Annotated in this window: 17 protein-coding genes; 10 read left to right on the top strand and 7 right to left on the bottom strand. The window is 70.1% G+C overall.

The features are described 5' to 3' along the window. The first annotated feature begins 147 nt into the window (after positions 1 to 147). From BMY97_RS00455 to BMY97_RS00445, 5 genes are all read left to right on the top strand, one after another. A complete protein-coding gene (locus tag BMY97_RS00455; protein ID WP_091610845.1) occupies positions 148 to 1,272 on the top strand; it encodes an FAD-dependent oxidoreductase in 1,125 nt (374 codons plus the stop codon). 137 nt (positions 1,273 to 1,409) lie between these two features. Beyond that, positions 1,410 to 1,556 (top strand): hypothetical protein, encoded by a 147-nt coding sequence (locus BMY97_RS46775; protein WP_177231115.1) that lies wholly within the window; start codon positions 1,410 to 1,412, stop codon positions 1,554 to 1,556. After that, positions 1,553 to 1,765, top strand: coding sequence for a hypothetical protein (locus BMY97_RS00450; protein WP_143086089.1), 213 nt, complete (start codon positions 1,553 to 1,555; stop codon positions 1,763 to 1,765). Before BMY97_RS46775 ends, BMY97_RS00450 begins: the two co-directional genes overlap by 4 nt. 5 nt (positions 1,766 to 1,770) lie before the next feature. Then, entirely contained in the window at positions 1,771 to 1,929 is a 159-nt protein-coding gene (locus BMY97_RS46770) for a hypothetical protein (RefSeq protein WP_177231114.1), read from the top strand. Positions 1,930 to 2,032: 103 nt separating this feature from the next. After that, the gene (locus BMY97_RS00445; RefSeq protein ID WP_245787065.1) at positions 2,033 to 2,281 is read left to right on the top strand and encodes a PLDc N-terminal domain-containing protein; all 249 of its coding nucleotides are present in this window, start codon (positions 2,033 to 2,035) and stop codon (positions 2,279 to 2,281) included. Positions 2,282 to 2,320: 39 nt separating this feature from the next. Here the strand turns inward: BMY97_RS00445 and BMY97_RS00440 are convergent, their stop codons facing one another. Beyond that, the gene (locus BMY97_RS00440; protein WP_091610839.1) at positions 2,321 to 2,839 is read right to left on the bottom strand and encodes a lytic polysaccharide monooxygenase auxiliary activity family 9 protein; all 519 of its coding nucleotides are present in this window, start codon (positions 2,837 to 2,839) and stop codon (positions 2,321 to 2,323) included. Positions 2,840 to 3,098: 259 nt separating this feature from the next. Here BMY97_RS00440 and BMY97_RS00435 point away from each other — a divergent pair, with 259 nt between their 5' ends. Then, entirely contained in the window at positions 3,099 to 4,460 is a 1,362-nt protein-coding gene (locus tag BMY97_RS00435) for an NAD-dependent succinate-semialdehyde dehydrogenase (RefSeq protein ID WP_091610836.1), read from the top strand. Positions 4,461 to 4,481: 21 nt separating this feature from the next. On the opposite strand, the gene BMY97_RS00430 is transcribed toward BMY97_RS00435, so the two are convergent. After that, a complete protein-coding gene (locus BMY97_RS00430; protein WP_218156644.1) occupies positions 4,482 to 5,741 on the bottom strand; it encodes a WD40 repeat domain-containing protein in 1,260 nt (419 codons plus the stop codon). 106 nt (positions 5,742 to 5,847) lie between these two features. After that, positions 5,848 to 6,522: an SDR family NAD(P)-dependent oxidoreductase gene (locus BMY97_RS00425; RefSeq protein WP_091610833.1), complete on the bottom strand. Its 675-nt coding sequence runs from the start codon at positions 6,520 to 6,522 to the stop codon at positions 5,848 to 5,850. Between the two features lie 77 nt (positions 6,523 to 6,599). Between BMY97_RS00425 and BMY97_RS00420 the strand changes: the two genes are divergently transcribed. Then, positions 6,600 to 7,199, top strand: a complete 600-nt coding sequence (locus BMY97_RS00420; RefSeq protein ID WP_091610830.1) for a TetR/AcrR family transcriptional regulator — start codon at positions 6,600 to 6,602, stop codon at positions 7,197 to 7,199. A gap of 4 nt (positions 7,200 to 7,203) precedes the next feature. Here the strand turns inward: BMY97_RS00420 and BMY97_RS00415 are convergent, their stop codons facing one another. The 3 genes from BMY97_RS00415 to BMY97_RS00405 are packed head-to-tail and all read right to left on the bottom strand — an operon-like array spanning position 7,204 to position 9,722. After that, positions 7,204 to 8,223 carry a zinc-binding dehydrogenase gene (locus BMY97_RS00415; protein WP_342743984.1) on the bottom strand — a complete coding sequence of 340 codons (1,020 nt, stop codon included), beginning with the start codon at positions 8,221 to 8,223 and terminating at the stop codon, positions 7,204 to 7,206. 31 nt (positions 8,224 to 8,254) lie between these two features. After that, a complete protein-coding gene (locus tag BMY97_RS00410; protein ID WP_091610828.1) occupies positions 8,255 to 8,851 on the bottom strand; it encodes a TetR/AcrR family transcriptional regulator in 597 nt (198 codons plus the stop codon). Between the two features lie 4 nt (positions 8,852 to 8,855). Next, entirely contained in the window at positions 8,856 to 9,722 is an 867-nt protein-coding gene (locus BMY97_RS00405) for an alpha/beta fold hydrolase (protein WP_091610825.1), read from the bottom strand. 235 nt (positions 9,723 to 9,957) lie between these two features. Between BMY97_RS00405 and BMY97_RS00400 the strand changes: the two genes are divergently transcribed. The 3 genes from BMY97_RS00400 to cpt all read left to right on the top strand — a co-directional run bounded on the left by BMY97_RS00400 (position 9,958) and on the right by cpt (position 12,570). After that, on the top strand, positions 9,958 to 10,419 hold the full coding sequence (locus BMY97_RS00400) for a MarR family winged helix-turn-helix transcriptional regulator (RefSeq protein WP_091610822.1): 462 nt from the start codon (positions 9,958 to 9,960) through the stop codon (positions 10,417 to 10,419). Positions 10,420 to 10,431: 12 nt separating this feature from the next. Continuing rightward, positions 10,432 to 11,964, top strand: coding sequence for an FAD-dependent monooxygenase (locus BMY97_RS00395; RefSeq protein ID WP_091610820.1), 1,533 nt, complete (start codon positions 10,432 to 10,434; stop codon positions 11,962 to 11,964). A gap of 72 nt (positions 11,965 to 12,036) precedes the next feature. Beyond that, entirely contained in the window at positions 12,037 to 12,570 is a 534-nt protein-coding gene (cpt, locus tag BMY97_RS00390) for a chloramphenicol phosphotransferase CPT (RefSeq protein ID WP_091610818.1), read from the top strand. A gap of 170 nt (positions 12,571 to 12,740) precedes the next feature. Here the strand turns inward: cpt and BMY97_RS00385 are convergent, their stop codons facing one another. Beyond that, positions 12,741 to 13,625 carry a LysR family transcriptional regulator gene (locus tag BMY97_RS00385; protein ID WP_091610816.1) on the bottom strand — a complete coding sequence of 295 codons (885 nt, stop codon included), beginning with the start codon at positions 13,623 to 13,625 and terminating at the stop codon, positions 12,741 to 12,743. Between the last annotated feature and the right edge of the window lie 147 nt (positions 13,626 to 13,772).

Here is a 13,772-nt window from a genome sequence, read left to right as displayed (position 1 = left end):
TCGGGCACACCCGGCCAAACCGACCCTGACCAGGGCGGGCGCCGTCGCGGACCTCATCTCGGGCGATCCGGGGGAGCGCGTGGCATGGTCGTGGCGAGCCTCGCTGTCCGGTATGGCCGCCACATCCGCACACCTCAGGGAGAAGCCATGACCATCACCATCGTCGGCGCCGGGCTCGGCGGCCTGACCCTCGCCCGCGTCCTGCACGCGAACGGCATCGAAGCCGCCGTCTACGACCTCGACGCCTCCCCGTCCGCCCGCGCGCAGGGCGGCATGCTCGACATCCACGAAGAGTCCGGCCAGACCGCGCTGCGCACCGCCGGGCTGTACGACGAATTCCGCGCGCTCGTCCATCCCGGCGGCGAGGCCGTGCGGGTCCTCGACCGGCACGGTGTCGTCCGTCTGTCCGAAGAGGATGATGGCGACGGCGGCCGGCCCGAGGTCGACCGCGGGCAGCTGCGCGACCTGCTGCTCGGCAGCCTGCCCGAGGGCACCGTCCGCTGGGGCGCGAAGGTCACCGGCGCGCGGCCGCTCGGCGACGGCAGGCACGAGGTGACGCTGGCCGACGGCACCGTCTTCACCACCGACGTGCTGGTCGGCGCGGACGGCGTGTGGTCCCGCGTCCGACCGCTGCTTTCGTCGGCCAAACCGGCCTACACCGGCGTGTCGTTCGTGGAGCTGGACCTGCTGGACGCCGACGCCCGGCATCCCGCCGAGGCGGCCGTCATCGGCGGGGGCATGTTCTTCGCGCTGGCCGGGGGCCGGGGCTTCCTCGCGCACCGCGAGACGGACGGCAGCCTGCACGTCTACGTCGCCATCGTGACGGCCGAGGGCTGGGGCTCCGACATCGACTTCACCGATCGGGAAGCCGCGAAAAAGGCGGTGCTGAGCCATTTCGAGGACTGGGACGAGAGCCTGCGCGCGCTCGTCGAGAACGCGGACAGCGAGCTGGTCCCGCGGCCCATCCACGCGCTGCCGGTCGGCCACCGCTGGGCGCGCGTCCCCGGCGTCACGCTCCTCGGCGACGCGGCGCACGTGATGTCGCCGTTCGCCGGAGAGGGCGCGAACCTGGCGATGCTGGACGGCGCCGAGCTGGGCCTGGCGCTGGCCGCGCACCCCGGCGACGTCGAGGCCGCGCTCCAGGAATACGAGCGGGCGCTGTTCCCCCGCAGCGAGGAATCCGCCCAGGAGTCGGCGGACGGCCTGATCATGTGCTTCGAGGAGAGCGCCCCGCAGCGCCTGCTGGAGATGTTCACCGCGCCCCGCCCCTGAAGTCCTAAGTGGACTTCAGGAATCCGGTCGACTCGCCCTCGGCCCGCCGGTAAGCTCCCGCCCTCCGGCGGACGCGAGGATGTTCCTGCCGCTTTCGCTGCTCTTCTTCGCCCGGCTCACCGACGTGCCAACTGTCGTTGATCGGCCTGGCCAGTGTGCTCGCGCTGCCGCTGGTAGTCGGCGCACAGCCGGCGCAGGGCATCGGACTCCTGCCGGCCGGACTGGGCGCGGTCGGCGTGCGGTTCTTCTGGCTGTCGGCGGGCTCGTCACCGCGGTGGCGGTGACGAGCGACGGCCACCGCGCCGTCGCGTACGGCTCGGCCGCGTGCCTCCTGCTGGCGGGCGCCGCGATCGCGTTCGGGGTGCGCGCGCCCCGAAGGTCTCCCGATCCCGACGTGGACGTCGGCTACCGCACGATGCGGCGGGACCGGCCGTTCCTTTCCCTCGCCGGGCTCATGACGCTGGCGCTCGGACCGGCCGCCCGGCCTGGGTGATCCCGGTGCTGCTGGCCGGAACGGCGCTGACCACCGCCGAGCGGCCCCACACGCCGGTCTCGATGGCATTCGCCACGGCACTTTCGCCGCCCGCCGCGCGCGGCCGTTACCTGGCTTCGTTCCAGTACTCGTTCACCGTGGCGGGCCTACGACTTTCGGCTTAGCCGGTACGAGCCATCGAGCCGATCCGCGCCGGGCCACGGTCAGCCACACTGGGCTCATCGCGACACCCGTTGTCCGATGTGGACCCGACACCCAGGAGACAGAATGACGACCATGCCGCTCGCTTTGGCTTCCTCCCCCGACATCGCGCACCTCGCGGGCGGCATCGCACTCGTGGCCGTGATCCTGCTGCCGGTGATTTTCTTCATCACCGCACTGGTCGGCATCCTCGGCAGCGGCCTCACGGGGGGCATGAAGCTGGTCTGGGTGGTGTTCGCCTTCTGCGCCCCGTTCCTCGGGCCGCTGCTGTGGTTCTTGGTGGGACGCAAGCAGAACACCTTCATCCGGACGTGAGCCGGTGCGCGGACTCCCGGTCCGCGCACCGGCCGCCGGTCAGCTCACCTGCAGGTCGATGCAGGAGTAGAACGCGTTGGCGGTGTCGGCGATGTTCCAGACGGCCAGCACGGTCTGCCGCCCGGTGTGGTTGCCCAGGTTCACCGAGTGCGAGACGGCGGCGGGCGGCTGCTGGTTGTTGCCGCTGAAGCTGGCGATCTGGGTGTTGCCGATGTAGTACACGTAGTCGGTGGTCTTGTGCCGGGCGGTGAACGTCCAGTTGAACGTCACCGTGCGGCCCACCGGGGCGGCGTGCCAGCCCTTGTTGTTGTCGTTCAGCTCGGCGAAGCGGGCGACGCCGCCGTTGCAGCTTCTCAGGCCTTTCGGGCCTTCGACGCTCTGCGGCTCGTACTTGATTTCGCCGCAGGAAACGACGTTCTGCGCGCATTGGGCCTGCCGGCTGGCGGGCGCGTTGACGTAACCGTGCGCGCTCGCGGTGCCGACCGGGCCGACCAGGACGATCACCGGGGCGATCGCCGCGCCGGCCAGTGCGGCGACGAGCTTGCGGTGGGTTTTCATGCCGGGCTCCTTCATACAGGCGGGCCCGCTCCCGTGACGGCCGGTCGCGGCAGGCGCGATCGACCGGCCGCGGCGAGTGAAGCGCGGGCGGAGGGGGAGGGAAAGTGTGGTCTAGACCATACGGCAGATTCGGGCTTTTCGGTCAAGACGTCGCCTGAATGGACGCCGACAGTAGTCGTTGGCGATCCCATATTGTATGCAGTAGACTGTGTGGGTCCAGTCGCACGTGCTCTTGAAGCCACGGAGGACCCACGCCGCCATGTACACAGTCACCAACCCGGCGACGGGTGAACGGATCGAGGAAATCGGGAACGCGACCGACGAGGAGGTCCGCGCGGCGATCGAGCGCGTCCACCGGGGTTACGGCTCGTGGCGGCTCCGGCCGGTCACCGAACGCGCGGCGATCGTGGCGCGCGCGGCGGAGCTGTTCGCGGAACGGTCCGACGAACTCGCCGAGATCATGACGCTGGAGATGGGCAAGCGGATCAACGAGGGCCGCGGCGAGGTCGGCATCGTGGTGGACATCTTCCGCTACTACGCCGAGCACGGCCCGGAGCTGGTGGCCGACGAGCCGCTGGTGCTCCGCAACGGCGCCGCGGTGATCCGCAAGGAGCCGATCGGCGCGCTGCTCGGCGTGATGCCGTGGAACTTCCCGTGTTACCAGGTGGCGCGGTTCGTGGCCCCGAACCTGGTGCTGGGCAACACGATCCTGCTCAAGCACGCGTCGATCTGCCCGCGCTCGGCCGCGGCGATCGAGCGGATCCTGCACGACGCGGGCGTGCCGGAAGACGCGTACGTGAACGTCTTCGCGTCCAGCCGCCAGGTGCCGTGGATGCTCGAGGACCCGCGTATCCAAGGCGTTTCGCTGACCGGCAGCGAGCAGGCGGGCATCTCCGTCGCGGCGGAGGCGGGGCGGAACCTCAAGCGCTGCGTGCTGGAGCTGGGCGGGTCCGATCCGCTGATCGTGCTGGACACCGAAGACCTCGAGACGACCGTGAACACCGTTGCCACCGCGCGGATGCGCAACTGCGGCCAGTCGTGCAACGCGCCGAAGCGGATGATCGTGCTGTCGGAGCTGTACGACGAGTTCGTGGACCGGCTGGCCAAGCGCGTCGCGGACTTCTACCAGCCCGGCGACCCGGCCGACCCGGCGACGAAGCTGCCGCCGCTCGCGTCCGTGGCCGCCGCGGACGAGGTCGCCGCCCAGATCGAGACCGCCATCCGCCAGGGCGCCACCCTCCGCGCCGGCGGCCACCGCGTCGACGGCCCGGGCGCGTACCTGGAGGCCACCGTCCTCACCGACGTCACCCCGGAGATGAACGCCTACCGCGAGGAGATCTTCGGCCCCGTCGTGCTGGTTTTCCGTGCCACCACGGAGGAAGAGGCCATCGCCATCGCCAACGACTCCCCCTTCGGCCTCGGCGCCAGCGTCTTCGGCACCGACCCGGCCCGCCTCCGCCGCGTAGCCGACCGAATCGAAGCGGGAATGGTCTACTTCAACAAATCCGGCGGCTCAGAGGCGGACCTGCCCTTCGGCGGCATCAAGCGGTCGGGCATGGGACGCGAGCTGGGGGCGTTGGGGATCGAGGAGTTCATGAACAAGAAATCCATCCGCCTCTGAACTGGCGTGATCGCGCCCCGGCTACGCATCGTGGCGGCGGGTGTTGAGGACGGCTTGGAGTTGCCGCCAGGCCGGGCTGGTCGTGGTCGCGGTGAACGGGGTTGCCAGGTCGTTTGGTGCCCACTCGCGGGTTCCGTCGGTCATGACGAGCTGGTCCCACAGAGCGTCATCGTCGGGAACCTCGGACACGGCGTCCACAAAAGCTGTGACGGCGTCTCGCATCGCACCACGGTCCGGCGTCGCGCTCGCAGCGTCAGTGCGCACTGAGACGAGGGCCAGCTCCCCAGCCCCGCCGGCGACGACGAGGTCACCACTGCTGAGCGCGCACAGCCCGGTCACCGGGGAGTCTCCCAGCACGTCATGCTCCACGACCCGCTGATCGTCCACGCCGATTTCCAGGACGGTCCCGGACGGGGTGCCAAGCCACAGCACACCCGGTTCGGCTCCGAATGCCGCATTTTGACGCGACCAGGCGCGATATTGTTCGAGCCACTCGGATGAGTAGGGATATCCCGGGTTGGGATCACCGAGCGTCGTTCTGAGAACGCGCCGAAGCGTCGGAAATTCGAACACCTCGAGCAAGTTTTCGTAGGCGTTACCGCGGATCGCCAGGTGACGTCCGTCAACGCTGAAGACCGGCGCCTGGTAGCCGTCCCCCTCCAGGATCAGGGCCCGACGCAACAGGCGCATCGGAGTGGGCGTGATCTCCCGGTCGATGCGGGCGAACAGCCCGAGCGTCGCACCTTGATCGCTCTGCAGCGTGACCACCAGCCCGCCGGCCGGATGCGCCGCCACTCCGGTGTCCCACTGCCATCCGGCGCTGACGCTTCCGGTGGCCAGGTCCACGACATCAGAGGAACGCCACCCATCGTCCCCGCCACGTGATGACGGGTGCGCCCACACTGTCTGCCCGTCCGGGCTGAACGCGATACTGCGGTAGCAAGCCGTTGAGGGCAGCGCGTCGTCGTCGGCAAGGCCATCAGCACTCCAGCGCACCACCCCGGTCTCACCCGCGATCAAGAGGAACGGCTGCTCTGGATGCCATGCGAGAGCGGGCGTCCGGTCCATCCGCTCGTGAAAAAGCGCCTTCCCACCGGCCCGTGATTCAGGCCCGACGACCCCGAGTTCCCGCAGGGTCCCGCCTCCGCAGTGCCAGATGTGGACCGCAGGGCGCTCGGAGTCCACCACGGCGACCATCGGCAGCTGCGAGTGACACACCAACCCCTCAGCAGAGATCCGATCACGGAGCAATGCCTTCGCCACGGTCTCAACAGCAGTCACACCGATACCGTACTTCCCGAACAATCATCTTCGCGCCCAAATGGACAAAAGGCGAGACACCCAAGCGGTTCCATCCGGACGCGACCGAAGCAGCCTCTGACCCGGTTCACCAAGGCACAACCTCGCCATAAAGGTCCAGGAATTGAAGCCCAGGCGCGCCCGCCTGCTTCTCCAAGACATCGACGACCGCGGGGAGGCTTTCCTCGGCCGTGAGGGGCGCGTCCGGGCCACCCAGGGCGGTTTTGTTGTGGCCGGGGTCGATGAGCAGCTTGGTGTGGCCGTCGTTGGCGTGGCGGGTGGTGTAGCTGCGCATCAGTTGGTTGAGGGCGGCCTTGCTGGCCTTGTACAGCTCGTAGCCGGGCTCGGTGTTGCGTGAGATGCTGCCCTGGTCCGATGACATGATCGCGACGGTTCCGCCGGGTACGACCAGGTCGCGCAGGGTTTCCAGGGTGCGCAGCGGGCTGAGGGCGTTGGTGATCATCACTTCGGTGAACATGTCGGCCGGGACCTCGCCGATGGGCAGGTTGCCCCGGTTGATCGCGGCGTTGACGAAAAGCAGGTCGAAACGGTGGCCGGACAGGCGCTCGCGCAGGGCGGACAACTGCTCGGGGCTGGTCATCTCCAGGGATTCGACCTGCAGGCTCGCGGAGGGGCGCAGGTCGCCGCCGCTGTTGCGCGTCGTGGCGGTGACTTGCCAGCCGCGGCGGGTGAGCTCGTTGGCGAGGGCGAGTCCCAGGCCGCGCGAGGCTCCGATGACGAGGGCATGGGATGTGTCGGACACGGTGACTCCTTGGCTGGGGTGGAAAACTCAGCATAGACGAGACGTTGCGTCTCGACAATGCTGGTAGTGTTCCCCGCATGCCCACTGCCAGTTCCCAGCCCCGCCGGACGCGGTCCGGCAACCGGCGTGACGAGGCCGCGCGCCTGGCCGTGCTGCACGCCGCCGACGATCTCCTGGTCGAGCACGGGTTCGGCGCGTTGACCGTGGAGGCGATCGCGCGCCGGGCCGGGGTCGGGAAGCAGACGATCTACCGGTGGTGGCCGTCGAAGGTCGAAGTCCTCCTCGACACGCTCATCGAGGACAGCGACAAGCGTTCCGCCGTCCCGACGGAGCAGCCCACCGCGGAAAGCATCCAGGCCTACCTGCGCGGCTTCGCGCGGTTCCTCACCCGCGACCCGGCCGGCAAGGTCCTGCTCGCGCTCATGGCCGAGGCGCAGCATGATCCCGCGACGGCTCAGAGCTTTCACCAGCGTTACCTCGGCCCACGCCGTGAGCAGGAACGCGAGATGCTCGCGCGCGCGATCGACGCCGGCGAGATCTCGCCCCGCCTCGGCCCCGACGCCACCCTCGACGCACTCGTCGGGCCGATCGTCTACTGCGCGCTGACCGGGGCGAGCGTGCCCCGCGGGCTGGTGAGCACCCTGGTCGAGGACCTGCTCCGGCCCCGCCCGAAGTGAGTGCTCAGGGCCGGACGACGATCTTGCCCACGTGGTTGTGGCGCAGGAACTGTTGCTGTGCCTCGGAAAGTGACGTCAACGGGTGAGTGGCCGCGACCGGCGGACGGACCGTGCCGGCCAGCGCGGCGCGGACGAGTTCGGCGAAGTGCGGGCGGGTGTGCATCGACGAGCCGATCAGCCGGATGTTGTGCAGGTACAGCCGGCGCAGGTCCAGCTGCACCAGCGCGCCCGCGACGGCACCGGCGATCACCCAGCGGCCGTCGTCGCGGAGCAAGGGGAGGAGGTCGGCCAGCAGAGGGCCGCCGGCGACGTCCGCGACCGCGTCCAAGGGGCCCAGCTCACGGGCTTGCGCGGCGACAGCGGCACCGGCATCACGCAGGATCACGCCCGAAGCACCCAGTTCCATGACTGCTGAAGCCTTCGCAGCGCTCGTCACGGCGTACGCCCGAGCCCCGCGGGCGGCGGCGAGCTGCACCAGCGCCGCTCCGACACCGCCGGAAGCGCCAGTGACCAGCACGGTCTCGCCGGCTTTGAGACCGGCTCGTTCCAGCATGCCCATCGCCGTCCCGTAAGCGACGGGCAGACAAGCCAGTTCCTCGTCGCTCAGCGGCGAAGCGGTGACGTCGTGGACCTGGTCCGCGGGTGCCACGACGTACTCGGCGAAACCACCGTCCGCCTCGCTGCCCAGCAGGCCGATCGGCGGCGCGTCCCGGCTGCCGTCCTGGTAGATCGCCGGGTCGACGAGCACGCGGCGGCCGCTCTCGACGGCCACGCCGGCGATGTCGCCGCCCTGGATCCGCGGGAAGGCGATGGGGCCGCGCCACCCGCTGAGCGCGTGCGGGTCCGCGGCCGTGCCGTACGCGCCCTCGCGCGTCCACACATCGGTGTTGTTCAGCGCCGCGGCGGTCACGCGCACGAGCACCTGGCCGGGCCCGGGCCGGGGCACCGGCCAGTCCCGGTGGAGTTCGAGCGCCTCGATACCTCCGTGCCGCGCCAGGACCACGGCGGTCATCACCTCGTCCACCACCCCACCGTGCCACAGGGCGATCGGCAGTTCAGCCCGCGGGACGCAGCAGGCTCCCGAGCCAGCCGGCGAACACCTGCTCGGCCTCGGCGCGGACGCGGGCCGGGTCGTCGGCCGCGGCGATCATGCGCGCGGCCTCCATCACCGCGCTGAGCACCAGCTGCGCCAGTGTCCGCAGCGGCAAGTCGACGAGCAGGCCTTCGGAGTGGGCGCCGGCCAGTGCGTCGACCAGCAGCTTCAGGCCGTACTCGGCCTCCAGCTCCCGCCAGGCTTCCCAGCCCAGCACGGCGGGTGCGTCGGTCAGCGAAATGCGCCGGACGTCTTCGCGCAGGCAGATGTCGAGGAACACGCTGAGCGCGGACGCCATGCCGGTGAGCGTGTCCGGCGCCTGCTCCAGCGCGGACTCGACTTCGGCGGTGATCTCGCGCTCCACCTCTTCGACGACCGCGCGGAACAGGCCCTGCTTGTCACCGAAGTGGTGGTAGAGCGCGCCCCGGGTGACGCCCGCGGTGCGGGTGATCTCCTCGGCGGGCACGGCCTGGTAGCCGCGGGTGGTGAACAGCTCGCGCGCGGCCGTGGTCAGGGCGGTCCTGGTGCCGGCGGAGCGGTCCTGCTGGGTACGTCGCACCCGCTTAATCTGCCATGGCGCCCGCGAACTCGACGACGTGACGGGCCAGCTCCGCCGGCTGGTCCTCGGAGACGAACGTGTAGGAGTCGGCCACCTCGACCAGTTCGGCGTCCGGCAGCAGCTCGGCCAGCCGGTGCGCGAGACGGATCGGGAACAGCTTGTCCTCGCTCGCCCACACCAGCAGCACCGGCCGCTCGAAGTGCCGCAGCTTCTCCGCCGCGGCCAGCGTGTGTCGCGAATGGACGGTGCGCAGCAGCTTGCGCAGGTCCCGGCGCAGACCGGCGGACTTGTGCAGCCGGGTGAGGTAGTCGTCGGCGATCTCGGGCGCCAGGGGGTGCTTGGTCACCCAGCCGAACAGCAGGGGCAGCCCGTACAGCGCCCGGATCCGCAGCAGCTGCCCGAGCACCGCCATCGACCCCGGGACCCGCGCGATCGCCGGCAGGATCCGGAAGATCGGCGGGAAGAAGTACTCGAAGCTGTCCGACGGCGTCAGCACGACCCGGCCGACGCGCTCGGGGTACCGCGCGAGCAGCACCTGCGTCAGCGCGCCACCGGTGTCGTTCGCGACCAGCATGACGTCCCGCAGGTCCAGCGCTTCGAGAAAGTCGCCGATCAGCGTCGCGACACCCGGCACGCTCAGGTCCGCGTCCGCCCGCATCGGCGCGGCGTGCGCGCCCAGCGGCAGATCCGGCGCCAGGCAGCGGAACCCGGCCGCCGCGACGGTGGGCACGACCTTCCGCCACAACAGCGCGTTGGTCAGCACCCCGTGCAGGAACACCACCGGCCGGCCCTCGCCGCGTTCGAAGTAGCGCAGTTCGCCCTGCGGCAGCCGGACGATGCGCTCCTGTCCCAGTTCTTCGCCTCGTGTCATGGCTGTCAAAGTACATACATACAGTCTGTATGTAAATTACCCGGGAGGTAATGAGGCTGCGGCGTTGCCGGGAAAAGCCGAGGCAGCGCAACGTCCAGTCGCTCGCCGACGTGCACTGGGGGGCGCGGTCAGGGACTTCTTCCTCGGGATGCCGGCTCGGCCGTCGCGACCAAAGTCGCCGGGCTGCTGTCCGACAGGATGGCGAAATTACATAGGCTCGTGATATAAATAAGTCATGAAGCGCAGCACGGGGGACGACCTCGCGGGGGCGTTCGACGAGGTTTTCCGCCTGGTGATCCGGCATCTGACCGAGCACGGGGGCCTGACGTTCACCGCGGTCATGTGCCTGGGCCGGCTCGAACGGGAGGGGCCGGTCCGGCTGACCGCGCTGGGCGCGGCGGAGGGCGTCAGCCAGCCTTCGATGAGCCAGCTGGTGCAGCGCCTGGAGCGGCAGGGATTGGTGGCCCGGATCAGGGATCCCGAAGACGGGCGGGCGTCGCTGATCGAGATCAGCGACGCCGGTCGCGCGCTGGTGGCGAGCCGTCTGCGCGATCGTCATGACCGTCTGGCCGAGCTGCTGGCCACGCTCGCGCCGGAAGACGAGGCGTCGCTGCGGTCGGCGATGCGGGTTGCCGGGCCGATTGTCCGGCGGCTGATCGAGACCGCCCGTGCGGCCGGTGCGGGAGAGTCTGTTTAGGACGGAGATGTCATGGCCAGATCACGAGCCGCCTTCGATTACGACGTGGTGGTCGCCGGGGGTGGGCCCGCGGGGCTGATGCTGGCCGGCGAGCTGCGGACCGGCGGGGTCTCGGTGGTCGTCCTCGAACGGCTGACCGGGATCGCCCCGATTCTCAAGGCGGGGACCGTGAACCGGCCCAGCGTCGAGGCGCTCTACCGGCGCGGCCTGCTGTCTCGCCTGCGGCAGGCCCAGCAGGAGGACGAGTGGTCCGTCTCGTTCATGTCCGCCCGGCGCCCGGACGGCACGGGTGCGCTGCCGAGGTTCGCGGGGCACTTCGCGGCGATCATGCTCGGCGACGGGATGCTGGACGAGTCCGACCCCGAGCTGTCCGGGCTCCACCCGCCGGACCTGGTCGACCTGGTCCACCAGAAGCAGGTCGAGGCGCTGCTCGCCGACCACGCCGCCGGGCTCGGCGTGGAAGTACGCCGCGGGATCGCGTTGACCGGCTTCGAGGAGGACGCCGACGGGGTGACGGTCGCGACCGGCCGGGAGCCGATCCGGTGCCGGTGGCTCGTCGGCTGCGACGGCGGCCGGAGCGCGGTGCGCAAACTCGCCGGATTCGACTTTCCCGGCACCGACCCGGAGATCACCGCCTACCACGCCGTCGCCGACCTGGAAGGCTTACAGGACTTGGAAGTCGGCTGGCACACGACCGCCACCGGCGTCTACGTCAACGACCCGCCGCGCCGTCGGATCACCACCATCGCGTTCGGCGGCGCGCCGGCCGACCGCGACACTCCCGCGACGGCCGAGGAACTGGCGGCGTCGATCCGCCAGGTGACCGGCGCCGACGTGACGGTCACCGGGGTGACGAGCCTGACCCGGTTCACCGACAATGCCCGTCAGGCCACCACTTACCGGCGGGGCCGGGTGCTGCTGGCGGGCGACGCGGCCCACGTGCACTCGCCGTTCGGCGGGCAGGGACTCAACCTGAGCCTGGGCGACGCGATGAACCTGGGCTGGAAACTGGCGGCGACTGTCCGCGGGACGGCCCCGGACGGACTGCTCGACACCTACACCGCCGAGCGGCATCCCCTCGGCGCCTGGGTGCTGGACTGGACGCGGGCCCAGATCGCGCTGATGCGCCCGGACCCGTACGCGCGGGCGCTGCGCGAGGTGGTGGTCGACCTCGCGCGGACCGTCGACGGGGCAACGTACTTCGCGAAGAAGATCTCCGGTGTTGGGCAGCGCTACGAAATCCCCGGCGATCATCCGCTGATCGGGGCCAGCGCGCCCGACTACGAGCTGACCGACGGATCCCGGCTCGCCGAACACCTGCACGACGGCCGGGCACTCCTGCTGGCCCCGTCCGGCCCCTCGGGAGACGCCGGGTATCGCGACCGCCTGCGGACGATCACCGCTGCGCCATTGGACGACAGCGCTCCAACCGTCCTTTTCGTACGGCCCGACGGTTACGTCGCCTGGGCGGGAGAACCGGGCGACGACGCGCTGGCACAGGCGCTGAAAACCTGGCTCGGCACACCCTCGGACTCGGCCGGCTAGTGCTCTGACCGGGGCCGCATGGTTCGCGGGAATCCGTTTCCAGCGCTGCCTTGATGCCTTTACTGTGGCGCGGTGGAGACTCAGGTGATCGTTTTCAACGGTGGTTCCAGCTCGGGGAAATCCGGGATCATTCGGTGCCTGCAGGCTGTTCTGCCGGTCCCGTGGCTGGCCCTCGGGACGGACACGATGGTCGAGGCGATGCCCGCGTCCATGTCGGCCTCGGCTGGCGGGATCGAGTTCGCCCCCGACGGGGAGGTGATCGTCGGGCCGGAGTTCCGAACGCTGGAGGCGGCCTGGATCGAGGGGGTTGCCGCGATGGCCCGTGCGGGTGCCCGGGTCATCGTCGACGAGGTCTTCCTCGGTGGAGCGGACTCACAGCAGCGATGGCAGAGGGCCCTGGGCGAACTGCGTGTGCTGTGGGTCGGCGTCCGGTGTGATGGCGCGGTTGCCGCAGGTCGTGAGGTCGCACGAGGCGATCGGACCATCGGGATGGCCGCCTCCCAGGCCGAGGCGGTCCACCATGGCGTGACTTATGACCTGGAGGTGGACACCGCGCATGCCGAGTCCATGGAGTGCGCACGGACCATCGCAACACACGTCAGGTGATCGACGGCTTGGGTGGAACGCGGAGGTGCCCAGCGGGCTGCCCCAGGTCGGCCGTGCGGGTGGCCGGACAGCTTGAGCACGTTCGACTTGTGCACCACCAACATGGCCGCAGCTCGCGAACAGCTCGAACCGCGTGCGCAGCACGTCCGACGGCAGCGGTTCCGCGGTGGTCAGGCGAGCTGCTGCCACATTTCGTAGTTCCCGCATTCCGCCGTGATCTCGGCTGTCGCCTGGGCTGCGGTGAAGAAGTCGTCGACCGTTGGTGAGGTGCGTGCTGTCGGCGCCGCGAGGCATACCTGGTCGGGTGTCAGGTCCGGGATGGGCACGTAGGTGACTTCCGGATGCGAGTAGAACACGGTTGCCGAGCGGGCCAGGAACGAGATGCCCCGGCCGGCCGCGACGTGCTCGAGCGTCTCGTCCACTCCGCGCGCCAGGTATCCGGCGTTGGGGTGCGGGCGCAGGGTGGGCTGCGTGTCCCCATTCCAGACCAGTGGCTCGCCGGCCAGGTCCGCCTCGGTGATCTGGTCCTTGCCCGCCAAACGGTGGCCGGCGGGCAGCACCGCCACGCGCGGCTCGGCGTACAGCGGGGCGACGCGCAGACCGGCCTCGTTGATGGGCAGCCGCACGAACGCGACGTCGATGCGGCCGTCGAGCAGCATCGTGGCCTGGTCGTCCCCTTCGATCCGCTGCACGTCGACCACGACGTCCGGGTGCCGGGTGGCGAACTGCCGTACCGCCGCGGTGACCGCGATGCCCGCCCGGAAGCCGACCATCAGCCGCCGGCCGCCGCGTGCGGCCACGGTCACGCGGCGGCGGACGGCGTGGGCGGAGGCCAGCAGCGGACCGGCGTCGTCCAGCAGTTGCCGGCCCGCGTCGGTCAGCGCGACGCCGTGGCTGTCCCGGGTCAGCAGCGGGGTGCCGAGATCCTGTTCCAGCGCGCGGATCTGCCGGCTGAGCGCCGGCTGCGCGATGTGCAGCTCCTCGGCGGCGCGGCCGAAGTGCAGCTTTTCGGCGACGGCGGCGAAGTAGCGCAACTTGCGCAGGTCCAGATCCATGGTGCCTCCCGGTCCGGCGATGCCTTCAGGGTATCGCAACGGCCGAAAGAAGTCTTGGACGCTCATCCGGGCCGGTGGCATCGTTCATGGGGCCCGAATGAATTCGACATCGGGAATTCGGAATCGGGAATTGCGTCCTCTTCGGGA

The organism is Amycolatopsis saalfeldensis, from assembly GCF_900110575.1.
Taxonomy (GTDB): Bacteria; Actinomycetota; Actinomycetes; order Mycobacteriales; family Pseudonocardiaceae; genus Amycolatopsis; species Amycolatopsis saalfeldensis.
This window is presented reverse-complemented; position numbering and strand designations above follow the sequence as displayed.

What these genes read in the sequence shown, in the direction of transcription:
- BMY97_RS00455 (WP_091610845.1), top strand. Translation starts at nt 148, where the DNA reads ATGACCATCACCATCGTCGGCGCCGGGCTCGGCGGCCTGACCCTCGCC.
- BMY97_RS00445 (WP_245787065.1), top strand. Translation starts at nt 2,033, where the DNA reads ATGACGACCATGCCGCTCGCTTTGGCTTCCTCCCCCGACATCGCGCAC.
- BMY97_RS00440 (WP_091610839.1), bottom strand. Translation starts at nt 2,839, where the DNA reads ATGAAAACCCACCGCAAGCTCGTCGCCGCACTGGCCGGCGCGGCGATC.
- BMY97_RS00435 (WP_091610836.1), top strand. Translation starts at nt 3,099, where the DNA reads ATGTACACAGTCACCAACCCGGCGACGGGTGAACGGATCGAGGAAATC.
- BMY97_RS00420 (WP_091610830.1), top strand. Translation starts at nt 6,600, where the DNA reads ATGCCCACTGCCAGTTCCCAGCCCCGCCGGACGCGGTCCGGCAACCGG.
- BMY97_RS00405 (WP_091610825.1), bottom strand. Translation starts at nt 9,722, where the DNA reads ATGACACGAGGCGAAGAACTGGGACAGGAGCGCATCGTCCGGCTGCCG.
- BMY97_RS00400 (WP_091610822.1), top strand. Translation starts at nt 9,958, where the DNA reads ATGAAGCGCAGCACGGGGGACGACCTCGCGGGGGCGTTCGACGAGGTT.
- BMY97_RS00395 (WP_091610820.1), top strand. Translation starts at nt 10,432, where the DNA reads ATGGCCAGATCACGAGCCGCCTTCGATTACGACGTGGTGGTCGCCGGG.
- BMY97_RS00385 (WP_091610816.1), bottom strand. Translation starts at nt 13,625, where the DNA reads ATGGATCTGGACCTGCGCAAGTTGCGCTACTTCGCCGCCGTCGCCGAA.